The organism is Komagataeibacter medellinensis NBRC 3288, from assembly GCF_000182745.2.
In the GTDB taxonomy this organism is placed as follows: Bacteria; Pseudomonadota; Alphaproteobacteria; order Acetobacterales; family Acetobacteraceae; genus Komagataeibacter; species Komagataeibacter medellinensis.
In genome coordinates this window covers 2,656,885-2,668,650 of the sequence record NC_016027.1, presented here as the reverse complement: position 1 = coordinate 2,668,650, position 11,766 = coordinate 2,656,885, and the positions used below count along the sequence as shown (strand labels likewise).

Sequence of the window (11,766 nt, the reverse complement as noted above, 5' to 3'; positions counted from 1 at the left end):
TCCGGCCATCTGGCCCGGTTGGTTACGTGCGGGCAGGGCAAGTGCCGCCTACAGCCCCATGGCGTGGCGGGCAAAACTACGGCGCAGCGGTGTTATGCGGTTGACGGTGGCAAGCCCCACGTCGCGTGCCAGGCGCAGCACGGGGTTATCGTTGCCGAACAGACGCTCCAGCGCATCGGTTGCAGCCAGCATGAGCATGTTGGCAGGTCGGCAGCGCGCCTGGTAGGAGCGCAGCACATCGGGCGCGCCCACATCCCCCCCACACGCATGCACGCCCATCAGGATATCGGCCATGGCAATCACATCACGGAAGCCAAGGTTGAGCCCCTGCCCCGCTATGGGGTGGATACCATGCGCCGCATCGCCTACCAGCGCCAGCCGCGTATCGACATAACGCTGCGCGTACTGCGCGGAAAGCGGATAGACCCAGCGCTGCCCCACCGGGGTCACGGCACCCAGCCATTCATCGCCCATACGACGGCGGATTTCATGGGCAAAAGCCACCTGCGGCAGTTCCGCCAGGCGGTGGGCCACCTTCTCGCCCTCGGTCCAGACCAGGGCGGACAGGTTGGGATGCTCCGCCGTTCCCGCCATGGGCAGCTGGGCAAAGGGGCCTGCGGGCAGGAAGTGTTCCAACGCGCGCCCCTCATGCGGGCGTTCATGGGCTACGGCACAGACAATGCCACACTGGTTGTACGGCAGGCGGGTCACGGCGATGCGTGCCTGCTCGCGCAGCGGACTGCGCCGCCCTTCAGCCGCGACAACCAGGCGGGCATGGATGACCCGGCCGCTGGTGGTACGGATTTCCGCCCCTTCGGGCCTGCGGGTCACGCTGCCCTCATCAGGGGCGAAAACATGCACGCCCGGCGTTGCGTGCAGGGATGCATTCAGCGCCACGCGCAGGGCACGGGCTTCGATCATGGCGCCAAAGGGCTGGTCGGCATCATCGGGGCCGAATTCAAGGAACAGGCGCGAAGGCGGCCGCCCCGGCCTGCCATCGGTCACGCGGATCTCGCGGATCTCGCACGACTCCATGGGCAGGCGCTGCCACACGCCCGCCGCCTCCAGCAGGCGGCGCGAGCCTGCGGCAATGGCATAGGCCCGGCCATCGAAAGCCGGGTGTTCCATGGGCGGCAGGGCCGCGCGATCAATAATGGCAACCTGCATACCCGCAGCCCCAAGGCGGCAGGCCAGTGTTGCCCCCACAGGCCCGGCCCCCACAATGCAGACATCGACCCCAAGGGCCCCGGATGCTGTGGAAGATGGCGTGTTCGCGTTCATGTCGTTTCCTGTTCTGAACCCTGTCTGGGGCAAGCCCAACGGATTTACTCTCCCCGGGTAGCAACGCACAAGCGCACTTGCCGGTCAGGGAGCATGTGAAGGCGGATGACATGCCTTACCCGATCAGGGTATAGACGGAACGGTTACCCTATCCTTCACCCACGGTCAGCCGGACCGCGACAGCAAAAATGGAGACCCGGTGCGATGAAGCTTGTCACAGCCATCATCAAGCCTTTCAAGCTCGACGACGTGCGTGAGGCCCTGACCCCACTGGGGATACAGGGACTGACCGTATCCGAAGTCAAGGGCTTTGGCCGCCAGAAGGGGCAGACCGAGATCTATCGCGGTGCTGAATATCATGTCAGCTTCCTGCCCAAGATCAAGATTGAGGTTGCCGTGGCTGACGAGATGGTCGAACAGGCCGTGGAAACCATTCTGGAAGCCGCCCATACCGGCAAGATCGGTGATGGCAAGATCTTCATCTCCCCGTTGGACAGCGTCATCCGTATCCGCACGCGCGAGACGGGTGACAGCGCGCTTTAAGCCCCTTCCTTTTTCAGTCATTTCAGGATTGACCCCTTACCATGACTTCATCCTACCGTTTCAAGATCGCGGCCGTATCGGCCCTTGCCCTGACCCTGTGCGGCGGCGTGGCCCAGGCCCGCGAGACATCCAAGGCCTGCCACCAGAAATTCGCGGCCGCCCGCACCGCAGGCAGCCTGAATGGCCAGAGCTACAAGGATTTCAAGACTGCCCAGTGCGGTGATACGGCCACTGCCGCGGCCACCACCAAGCCCGCCGAAGCACCCGCGGCGGCAGTTCCGGCAGCGCCGACCGCCAAGCCCGCGGCACCGGCTGCCGCCCCCGCTACCACTGCGGCCGCCACCAACGCCACGATGCCCACCGCCATTGCCGAGAAATACAGCAAGGAATCGGCTGGCAAGGCGCGCTTGCACACCTGCCTTGACCAGTACAACGCCAACAAGGCCACCAACGCCAATGGCGGCCTGCGCTGGATCCAGGCGGGCGGCGGCTATTACAGCGTGTGCAACACGAAGCTCAAGGGCTGACCCACCACCCCGTCCGGCCCGCATGACCGTGGGCCGGACGGTTCAGCCACCCGGCCTGCGCGCGGGGCGGACAAAAGCCTGGTTCGTGGCATAGGATATCCACACCCGGTGGTGGGCGAACCAGTCCGATCCAAGCAGCATTTCAAGGTGCTCACGCAGCGGGGCCACGGTCAGCATGACATTGCGCTCCAGTTCGTGGCCGACCTGCAGGGTAGTGAAACGGTGCCAGTGATAGATATCCTGATGCCCGTCCACCCCCGCCGTAACCCCACCGGGATCGCGCGCCAGATCCGACTGGCTGATGCCAGCGCGGTGCGCAATTTCGGGTGAGATGATGCGCGAACGCGCCCCACTGTCGAGCAGGGCCGTGACCGGCCTGCCCGCAAGCTGAACTTCCAGCAAAAAGCGGTTGTCCTGCCGGCGCAGGGGCAATGTTTCATACGGCCCGTCCCACGCCGGTGGTGGCGCGCAGGCCACAGAGTCATGCCGGATATTCCACAGCGCCAGCGTGCCGCCCGCCACATCCATGTCCAGATCGAAGCGCGACAGAATATCACCCCCCAGCAGCCCCGCCACCGGGGGATGGATCATCGGCTGGCCGGGCAGTTCGCCCACCGGGACGGAACGCGCGCCGAAATCCACATCTCCCACCCGCAGGTCGGGTACGATGGCATTGGGGGTGGCCTGCGCCACGCCGCCGGTGCCGTGCACGATGGTCTCGTGGTCGGGGTCCAGGCGCAGGCGCAGGGAACCCACCATCTCGGGCGTAAGCAGGCCGCCATCGGAACCCGTATCGACCAGCGCGCTCAGACTGTGCCCCGCAATGCTGATCACGATGGAAAGGTAGCCCCCATCATCACGCAGCGGCACCTGGGCCACGCGCTCATGACTACACAGGCGTGACACCTCTTGCGCCATGGCAGGGGTTACGGACAGTACGCCCAGCGCCAGTGCGACCAGCAAGCCGCAGACCGGGCGGGCAAGCAGCCCCACCATCAGGCGAGGCGCCGGGCCATGGCGTCCGTCGCGGCCAGCAGGGCGGACTGGATGCCGGGCTCGGTCATGGCATGACCCGCCACGTCCACAAGCTGGAACTCCGCCTCCGGCCAGGCGCGGTGCAGGTCCCACGCCGTGCGCACCGGGGTTGCCACATCATAGCGCCCCTGCACGATAACGGCGGGAATATGCCGGATACGCCCTATATCACGGATCAACAGACCTTCCGCCAGCCAGCCTGCATTGACGAAATAATGGTTCTCGATACGCGAGAACGCCAGCGCGTAACGCGGGTCGGCATGGCGCATGACCGTGCCGTGGGCGGCACGCAGGGTAATGGTGCGCCCTTCCCACATGCTCCATGCAATGGCGGCCTGCATCTGCACATCGGCATCATCGCCGGTCAGACGGCGGCTGTAGGCGGCCATCAGGTCCATGCGTTCCCCCTCGGGGATGGGGGCCACGAACTGCTCCCACAGGTCAGGAAAGAGCCATGACGCGCCATCTTGATAGTACCACAGCAGTTCCGCCCGGCGCAGGGTGAAGATGCCGCGCATGACCAGCGCGCTCACGCGCTGCGGGTGCGCCTGCGCGTATGCCAGCGCCAGCGTGGACCCCCATGAGCCGCCGAATACCATCCACGACTCAGCCCCCGTCATCTCGCGCAGGCGTTCGATATCGGCCACGAGGTGCCATGTGGTGTTGTTCTCAAGCGAGGCATGCGGGGTGGAGCGCCCGCAGCCACGCTGGTCGAACAGAAGGATGCGGTAACGGGCGGGATCGAACATCTGGCGCTGGAAAGCCGAGCACCCGCCACCGGGGCCGCCGTGAAGGAACACGACGGGAATGCCCTCCGGGTTGCCGCACAGTTCCCAGTACACGCGATGCCCCTCGCCCGTATCAAGCCAGCCGTGATCGTAGGGGTCGATCGGAGGATAGGCGACCTGGGGCATGGGCGTTCCTGTTCAGTATGCTGTATCGGGCGGGGTATCGGTGGCATGGGGATGGGCGCGTGTCCAGACATCCATCAGCCGTGCCTCGTCGGCAAGGGTGTAGCGCTGGGTGGTGGACAGGCTGGCATGGCCCAGCAGGTCCTGTATCACGCGCAGGTCAGCCCCCCCTTCCATAAGGTGAGTGGCAAATGAATGCCGCAGGGCGTGCGGGGTTGCATGCTCGGGCAGTCCTGCCATGTGCCGCCATGTGCGCATGGCGCGCTGGGCAATGCCCGCCTGCAGTCGCCCGCCGCGCACGCCAACAAAAAGTGGCGCATCCGCCTGCGGCAGCGGATGCACGCCCCGCCAGCGCCTGAGTGCCACCATGACCTGTGGCAACACCGGCACCATGCGCTCACGCCCGCCCTTGCCCTGTATGCGCAGCACGCCATCGCCCTTTGTGCTGTCCCCCAGTGCCTGCGCGCGGTCAAGGTCACGCACGTCCAGTCCCAGCGCCTCGGAAATGCGCAGCCCGCAACCATACAGCAGCATAAACAGCGCGCCATCGCGTACCTGCGCCATGGGGGTATGGGCAATGTCGGCAACACCTTCGGGTACTTCGAGCGCCTGCGCTACCGGCAGGGGGCGCGGCAGAGGGCGGCGGGTGCGCGGAGTTGCCAGCAGGCCGGGGGCCGGATTATCCACCCCATGATAACGCGCAAGGTAGCGGTAGAAGGACCGCAGGGCCGAAACCCGGCGCGCACGGGTACGGGCCGCGCGGTCCTGTGTCGTGGCGCGCCTGCCCCCCAGGGCCTGTGCATGTTCATGGGCCAGCCATGCCCGCAGGTCGGCCAGCGACAGACCGGCCAGCGCGGCGAGGTTCGGCTCCGCACCCAGATGGCCGGTCACGAAAGCAAGGAAGCGATCCAGATCCCCCCTATAGGCGGTAAGCGTAAGGGGAGCAGCCCGGCGTTCGGTTTCCATCCAGTGCAGAAAGGCATCCCGCGCTCCGGTTGCCATCATGTGCTCGGCCATCGTGCGTCCTTCCCCCCTGTTTTCCTTACCCCATACCGGACTGTCAGGGCCATGTGCGCGCCATACATAACCAATGGACAAGACACGGACGATGCATGACGATAGAAAAACGCATGCCTGACCGCAATCCCACACAGTCCGACCTGCTGCCCACCCCCGCGGGGGACGGGCGCGTACGGGTCATGCTTACCCTGCCCTTTGCCGGGCCGCTGGATTACGTGCTGCCGCCACGGCTGGCGGGATCACGGCCGGGGGACATCGTAACCGTGCCGCTAGGCCGCCGCACGGAAACGGGGGTGATATGGGACGCCACATCCTGCCTGCCACCAGAGTTCACGCCGCCACCACAAAAGGACGTGCCCACCAGCCGCCTCAAACCCGTAGCAGCCCGCCTGGACCTGCCGCCGCTCCCCGCCCAGTTGCGCCAGTTCGTGGACTGGGTAGCCGCCTACACCCTCTCGCCACCGGGCATGGTGCTGGCCATGGCGCTGCGGGCCAATGCGCTGGCCCCCCTGCCCCGCCCCGCCACAGGGTGGATAACCGCCCCGACACCGCCTGCGGACCTGCGGCTGACGCCTGCGCGGCACAAAGTGCTTGATACCGCATCCGGGGGCACCCCGCTCACCACAACGGAACTGGCCCGGCGCGCGGGCGTGAGTGCCGCCGTCATTAAAGGGCTGGCGCAGGCGGGCGCGCTACAGGCAGTTGAAATCACCCCTCCGCCGCCCTTCGCCATGCCCGACCCCGCACATTGCCCGCCGGTACTGGAAGGCGCGCAGGCGACTGTCGCAACCGAACTGCGCGCACGCGTGGCCGAGGACGGTTTTTCCATCACCCTGCTGGAAGGGGTGACTGGATCGGGCAAGACCGAGATCTACATGGAAGCCATTGCCGCCTGTGTTGCCGCTGGCAGGCAGGCACTGGTACTGCTGCCCGAGATTGCCCTGTCCGCCCAGTGGACCGGTCGCTTTGACCGCCGCTTTGGCGCCCAGCCTGCCCTGTGGCATTCTGACCTGGGCGCGCGCGTGCGCAGGCTGACGTGGCGGGCGGTGGCCGATGGCACGGCGCGCGTAGTGGTGGGCGCGCGCTCTGCGCTGTTCCTGCCATTCGACCAGCTTGGCCTGATCATTGTAGATGAGGAGCACGAAACCGCCTTCAAGCAGGAAGACGGCGTAACCTACCACGCACGCGACATGGCGGTGGTGCGCGCGCGCATGAGCCGCGCGCCAGTAGTGCTGGTTTCCGCCACGCCCAGCCTTGAAAGCCTGGCCAATGTGGGGGCGGGCCGCTACCGGCACCTCAAACTGGGTGCGCGCCACGGCAATGCCAGCATGCCCGATGTGGAAACGCTGGACATGCGCGCCGACCCGCCCGGGCGCGGGCTGTTCCTCTCGCCCGTGCTGACGGACGCGATCAATGATGCGGTGGGCCGTGGCGAGCAGGCGATGCTGTTCCTCAACCGCCGCGGCTATGCGCCGCTTACGCTGTGCCGCACCTGTGGCCACCGCATGCAGTGCCCCAACTGCACCGCATGGCTGGTGGAACACCGCGCGCGCCATATCCTGACCTGCCACCATTGCGGGTATGACGAGCCCATTCCCCAGACCTGCCCCCAATGCGCCGATGCCGACAGCCTGACGCCCATCGGCCCCGGCGTGGAACGTATAACGGAGGAAGCCCGCGCCACCTTCCCCGATGCCCGCATTCTGGTCATGGCCAGTGATACACTGAGCGGCCCCGCCGCCACCGCCGCCGCAGTCGAGCGCATAGCCCGGCGCGAGATCGACCTTGTGATCGGCACGCAGATCGTGGCCAAGGGCTGGCATTTCCCGCACCTGACGCTGGTGGGAATTGTGGATGCCGACCTCGGCCTGGGGGGGGGCGACCTGCGGGCGTCGGAGCGCACGGTGCAGTTGCTCCATCAGGTTGCGGGCCGCGCGGGCCGGGCCGAGGCGCCGGGACGCGTGCTGTTACAGAGCTACGTGCCCGACCACCCGGTCATGCAGGCGCTGGTATCGGGAGACTTTGCCAGTTTCATGCAGCAGGAGGCCGAACAGCGCCGCCCCGGATTCTGGCCGCCCTATGGCAGGCTGGCTGCTGTGATCGTCAGCGCCGAGATGCCCGATGCCGCCGACATGACCGCCCGCGCCCTGGGCCAGAACGCCCCCCGGATGGACGGCGTGCAGGTGCTTGGGCCTGCGCCTGCGCCACTGGCCATCCTGCGCGGGCGGCACCGCTTCCGTCTGCTGCTGCGTGCGCGGCGCAATATTGCGGTGCAACCGATCATGCGCGAATGGCTCTCACGCGTGAAGCCAGAGCGCGGGGCGCGGATTGATGTGGATATTGACCCGGTGTCGTTCCTGTAAGGAACCGGCCGGTTCAAAAGTTTTTTGGTGAATCTTTTTCAAACAGCTGCAAAGAACGCCGCCTTTTTGAAGAAAGGCGACGCCCAAAAACTTTTATCCTTTCTGATTACTGCGCTTCCGTCGCATGTGTCATGCCACGCTGGAGCGCCTGCTCCACCTTACGCCCGGCAAGCGACAGGGCCACGGCCTCCGCAATGCGGATGCCATCAATTCCGGCGGACAGGATGCCACCGGCATAGCCCGCCCCCTCACCCGCCGGGAACAGGCCGCGCACGTTGATGCTCTGCCCATCCCCCCCGCGCGGAATGCGCAGCGGTGACGACGTGCGTGTCTCCACCCCGGTCATGACCGCATCACGCATGGAAAAACCGGCCAACCTGCGATCGAAATGGGGCAGGGCCTCGCGTATGGCATCAATGGCAAAAGCTGGCAGGCAACGCGCGAGATCGGTGGGCGTGACACCGGGGCGGTAGGACGGCACGACATCACCCAACGCGGTAGAGGGCCTGCCATCAAGGAAATCGCCCACAGTCTGGGCCGGGGCAAAATAGGCTCCCCCACCGGCCACGAACGCCTTGCGTTCCCACTCGCGCTGGAAGGCGATACCCGCCAGCGGGCCACCGGGATAGTCCTGTTCTGGCGTAACACCTACCACAATACCCGCATTGGCATTGCGCTCGGCACGGGAATACTGGCTCATGCCATTGGTTACCACCTGTCCTGGTTCCGATGTCGCGGCCACCACCGTACCGCCAGGGCACATACAGAAGGAATAGACCGCGCGGCCATTACTGGCATGATGCACCAGCTTGTAATCAGCCGCCCCCAGACCGGGCACGGGTTCGGGGCGGTGGTAGCGTGCGGTATTGATGACGGATTGCGGATGCTCGATCCGCACCCCGATCGAGAACGGCTTGGCCACCATGGCCACACCCGCCGCATGCAGTGCTTCAAACGTATCACGCGCGCTGTGGCCTATGGCCAGCACCACATGGTCGGTCACGATCTCCGCCCCATCGGCAAGGCGCAGGGCGGCAATGCGCTGGCTACCGGCGCCATCATCACGCATCACGAACTCGCGCACATGCGCGCCAAAACGGTATTCCCCACCAAGAGATTCGATCTCGGCGCGGATATGCTCCACCATCGAGACCAGCCGGAATGTGCCGATATGGGGACGGGAGAGATATTCGATCTCGGGGGGCGCGCCAGCGCGCACGAACTCCGCCAGCACCTTACGCCCGTAATGGCGCGGGTCACTGACCTGGCTGTACAGCTTGCCGTCGGAAAACGTGCCAGCCCCGCCTTCACCAAACTGCACGTTGCTCTCGGGTGTCAGAATGGATCTACGCCACAGGGCAAAGGTATCGACCGTGCGTTCGCGCACCACCTTGCCACGCTCCAGCACCAGCGGGCGCAGGCCCATCTGCGCCAGCACCAGGGCCACCATCAGCCCGCACGGTCCTGCGCCGATTACCACCGGGCGGGTAAAGCCGGGGCGGGCAGCGATCTGCGCGCCATCGTCCAAGACAGGATGGTAGGCGGTATCGGGGGCGGGCAGGATATCACGCGCGCCCGCATGGGTCGCCAGCACCGCCGCCTCGTCCGCCACCACGCAGTCCACCGTATAGACCAGCATGATACGGCTACGCCTGCGCGCGTCATGGCCACGGCGGAACACACTGATCTCCCCTACATCTGCTGCCGCAACACCCAGCCGTTCAACCACGGCATGGCGCAGGGCGTCCTTCGCATGGCCAAGGGGCAGGCGCAGTTCGGTCAGTCGGATCATCGGGTCATATTTCCTGTGGCAGTGGGAAGGCCATGCGGGTGGCTTATCACGGCGCATGCCCGCGCAAAACGTGCTAAGTGCTGGTGAGAGGCCATAACCTTCTGCTAGGCAGGCCGCGCTACCCTTACCTTCATGCGGATGGACACAACCCCATGGGCAAATGCCAACATGATCATTGCCTTGACAACCATGACCATACGGACGCGCATGATCCCGTACAGGCTGCCACCACGCCCACCGGGCATGATGACGGACACGACCATGCGGGACATGACCACGAAGACCACGCGGACCATGACTGCGGGCACGACCACGGCCATGGCGGGCTGTTCGGCCACCATCACGTGCACACGCCCGCATCATACGGGCGGGCATTCGCCATCGGGATCGCCCTCAACCTTGTCTACGTGATCGGGGAAGCGGCATGGGGCGTGCGCAGTCATGCGCTGTCACTGCTGGCGGATGCCGGGCACAACCTGTCCGATGTGCTGGCGCTGGGGGCTGCGTGGCTGGCCGAGGTGCTCTCGCGCCGCTCGCCCAGCACCAATTTCACCTACGGCCTGCGCCGCTCCTCCATCCTTGCCGCCCTTGGCAATGCCATCGCCCTGCTGGTCGTAACCGGCGGGATCATGTGGGAGGCTGTGCTGCGCCTCATCCACCCGCACCCGGTTGCCGGTGCGGCGGTCATGGTGGTAGCAGGCATCGGCATTGTGGTGAACGGCGCCACGGCCCTGCTGTTTGCAAGCGGGGGCAAGAAAGACCTCAACCTGCATGGCGCGTTCCTGCATATGGCGTCGGATGCGCTGATGTCGCTGGCTGTGGTGGCGGGCGGCGGTGTGATCCTGCTGACAGGTTGGCTGCGAATCGACCCCATCATCTGCCTTGTTGTCTCGCTTTCCATCATTGCGGCCACATGGTCGCTGTTGCGGGATTCACTGGACATGGCGCTGGACCGCGTGCCGCGTGGCATAGACCCCGCACAGGTTGCCGCCTTCCTGCGCACGCTGCCCGGCGTGTGCGACCTGCATGACCTGCATATCTGGCCCATCAGCACGACCGAGACGGCGCTGACCGTACATCTGGTGCGTAATGCGCGTGAAAGCGGCCAACCGGCCGAAGGGCTGCTGAACCAGGCCGCACGCGAGTTGAATGCACGTTTTGGCATCATGCACCCCACCTTCCAGATCGAAACCCTGAACGATGCCGACCACTGTGTTCTCGCCAGCGCGCATACGGTCTGAAAACAAGGATAACCTGCCCCGCATGCCTGCAAGAATCGATACCAAGATCCTGGCCGCATGGTGCAGCGTTGCGGTCAGTCTTGTTGCGCTGGGCATGAAATATGCCGCGTGGCGGGTGACCGACAGCATCGCACTGTATTCCGACGCGGTGGAGACGATCATCAACGTGGTGTCCGCCGTGGCGGGGCTGTGGGCGCTGCGGGTAGCCAGCCTGCCGCCCGACCACAACCATACCTACGGCCATTACAAGGCTGAATACCTCTCTGCCGTGGCGGAAGGGGTGCTGGTTGTCATTACCGCCATCACCATCGCGCATGAAGCCTGGGTCGGTTTCCAGCACATGCATGCACCCGAGGATTCGCTGCTGGGCATCAGCCTCAATGGCGGGGCGGGGCTGCTCAACCTCGGGTGGGGGCTGGTTCTGCTGCGACTGGGGCGGGCGCACCACTCGCCCGCGCTGGTGGCAAGCGGGCACCACGTGCTGTCCGATGTGTGGACATCGGCCGTGCTGATCGGGGGCTTTATCCTGATCCCGCTAACCGGCTGGCTGTGGCTTGACCCGCTGCTGGCCGCCATGATCTCGGTTAACGTGCTGCGTACGGGGTGGGACATGATGCGCACCTCGATTGCGGGCCTGATGGACGAGGCCCCCAATTCGGAAACGCTGACCGAAATCCGCTCCATTATCTCCCACACCGCCACCGGGGCGATGGAGGCACATGACATCCGCGCGCGCATTGTCGGCGCGATGACCTTTATCGAATTCCACCTTGTCGTGCCCGGCACCATGAGCGTAGAGGATGCCCACCATATCTGTGACCGTGTGGAGGAAGGTCTGCGCGCGGGCGTGGGGAACGCGCTGATCAACATCCATGTCGAGCCCGAACGCAAGGCCAAGCATACCGGCGTGCTGGTCCTTCCCTGACCAGCCTGCCCGCCCCCATCAAGGCCACCGTTACAGGCCGGAGCACGACGGCCATCATGAAAATGACAGGCTGGTCTGCGATAAAAACTACCCTTGTCGCGCAACCGGACTGCTACCCCCCGGTTTAC

10 protein-coding genes are annotated in these 11,766 nt (G+C 65.5%); 5 read left to right on the top strand and 5 right to left on the bottom strand.

Annotation, left to right across the window (positions count from 1 at the left end; translation table 11 throughout):
* Positions 1-48 precede the first annotated feature (48 nt).
* Positions 49-1,281, bottom strand: a complete 1,233-nt coding sequence (locus tag GLX_RS12530) for a UbiH/UbiF/VisC/COQ6 family ubiquinone biosynthesis hydroxylase (protein ID WP_014106328.1) — start codon at positions 1,279-1,281, stop codon at positions 49-51.
* Positions 1,282-1,485: 204 nt separating this feature from the next.
* On the opposite strand from GLX_RS12530, the gene GLX_RS12525 reads away from it, so the two are divergent.
* Positions 1,486-1,824 carry a P-II family nitrogen regulator gene (locus GLX_RS12525; protein ID WP_041247412.1) on the top strand — a complete coding sequence of 113 codons (339 nt, stop codon included), beginning with the start codon at positions 1,486-1,488 and terminating at the stop codon, positions 1,822-1,824.
* A 41-nt stretch (positions 1,825-1,865) separates the two neighbouring features.
* Entirely contained in the window at positions 1,866-2,351 is a 486-nt protein-coding gene (locus tag GLX_RS12520; RefSeq protein WP_014106326.1) for a hypothetical protein, read from the top strand.
* Positions 2,352-2,393: 42 nt separating this feature from the next.
* Here GLX_RS12520 and GLX_RS12515 read toward each other — a convergent pair whose 3' ends face one another.
* Genes GLX_RS12515 through GLX_RS12505 form a run of 3 tightly spaced genes read right to left on the bottom strand, consistent with a single transcriptional unit; the run spans position 2,394 to position 5,302 of the window.
* Complete coding sequence (locus GLX_RS12515; protein ID WP_014106325.1) at positions 2,394-3,347, bottom strand: retroviral-like aspartic protease family protein; 954 nt, start codon at positions 3,345-3,347, stop codon at positions 2,394-2,396.
* The gene (pip, locus tag GLX_RS12510) at positions 3,347-4,300 is read right to left on the bottom strand and encodes a prolyl aminopeptidase (RefSeq protein WP_014106324.1); all 954 of its coding nucleotides are present in this window, start codon (positions 4,298-4,300) and stop codon (positions 3,347-3,349) included. The genes GLX_RS12515 and pip overlap by 1 nt, the downstream gene beginning before the upstream one ends.
* Before the next feature lie 12 nt (positions 4,301-4,312).
* Entirely contained in the window at positions 4,313-5,302 is a 990-nt protein-coding gene (locus GLX_RS12505) for a tyrosine recombinase XerC (RefSeq protein WP_041247867.1), read from the bottom strand.
* A gap of 125 nt (positions 5,303-5,427) precedes the next feature.
* Here GLX_RS12505 and GLX_RS12500 point away from each other — a divergent pair, with 125 nt between their 5' ends.
* Positions 5,428-7,680 (top strand): primosomal protein N', encoded by a 2,253-nt coding sequence (locus GLX_RS12500; RefSeq protein WP_041247411.1) that lies wholly within the window; start codon positions 5,428-5,430, stop codon positions 7,678-7,680.
* A gap of 106 nt (positions 7,681-7,786) precedes the next feature.
* Here the strand turns inward: GLX_RS12500 and GLX_RS12495 are convergent, their stop codons facing one another.
* Complete coding sequence (locus GLX_RS12495; RefSeq protein WP_041247410.1) at positions 7,787-9,472, bottom strand: NAD(P)/FAD-dependent oxidoreductase; 1,686 nt, start codon at positions 9,470-9,472, stop codon at positions 7,787-7,789.
* Positions 9,473-9,624: 152 nt separating this feature from the next.
* On the opposite strand from GLX_RS12495, the gene GLX_RS12490 reads away from it, so the two are divergent.
* Together GLX_RS12490 and GLX_RS12485 are read left to right on the top strand one after the other, a co-directional pair.
* Positions 9,625-10,713 carry a cation diffusion facilitator family transporter gene (locus GLX_RS12490; RefSeq protein WP_014106320.1) on the top strand — a complete coding sequence of 363 codons (1,089 nt, stop codon included), beginning with the start codon at positions 9,625-9,627 and terminating at the stop codon, positions 10,711-10,713.
* A 22-nt stretch (positions 10,714-10,735) separates the two neighbouring features.
* On the top strand, positions 10,736-11,638 hold the full coding sequence (locus GLX_RS12485) for a cation diffusion facilitator family transporter (protein WP_014106319.1): 903 nt from the start codon (positions 10,736-10,738) through the stop codon (positions 11,636-11,638).
* The last annotated feature ends 128 nt before the right edge of the window (positions 11,639-11,766 follow it).

What these genes read in the sequence shown, in the direction of transcription:
- GLX_RS12530 (WP_014106328.1), bottom strand. Translation starts at nt 1,281, where the DNA reads ATGAACGCGAACACGCCATCTTCCACAGCATCCGGGGCCCTTGGGGTC.
- GLX_RS12525 (WP_041247412.1), top strand. Translation starts at nt 1,486, where the DNA reads ATGAAGCTTGTCACAGCCATCATCAAGCCTTTCAAGCTCGACGACGTG.
- GLX_RS12520 (WP_014106326.1), top strand. Translation starts at nt 1,866, where the DNA reads ATGACTTCATCCTACCGTTTCAAGATCGCGGCCGTATCGGCCCTTGCC.
- GLX_RS12515 (WP_014106325.1), bottom strand. Translation starts at nt 3,347, where the DNA reads ATGGTGGGGCTGCTTGCCCGCCCGGTCTGCGGCTTGCTGGTCGCACTG.
- pip (WP_014106324.1), bottom strand. Translation starts at nt 4,300, where the DNA reads ATGCCCCAGGTCGCCTATCCTCCGATCGACCCCTACGATCACGGCTGG.
- GLX_RS12505 (WP_041247867.1), bottom strand. Translation starts at nt 5,302, where the DNA reads ATGATGGCAACCGGAGCGCGGGATGCCTTTCTGCACTGGATGGAAACC.
- GLX_RS12500 (WP_041247411.1), top strand. Translation starts at nt 5,428, where the DNA reads ATGCCTGACCGCAATCCCACACAGTCCGACCTGCTGCCCACCCCCGCG.
- GLX_RS12495 (WP_041247410.1), bottom strand. Translation starts at nt 9,472, where the DNA reads ATGATCCGACTGACCGAACTGCGCCTGCCCCTTGGCCATGCGAAGGAC.
- GLX_RS12490 (WP_014106320.1), top strand. Translation starts at nt 9,625, where the DNA reads ATGGGCAAATGCCAACATGATCATTGCCTTGACAACCATGACCATACG.
- GLX_RS12485 (WP_014106319.1), top strand. Translation starts at nt 10,736, where the DNA reads ATGCCTGCAAGAATCGATACCAAGATCCTGGCCGCATGGTGCAGCGTT.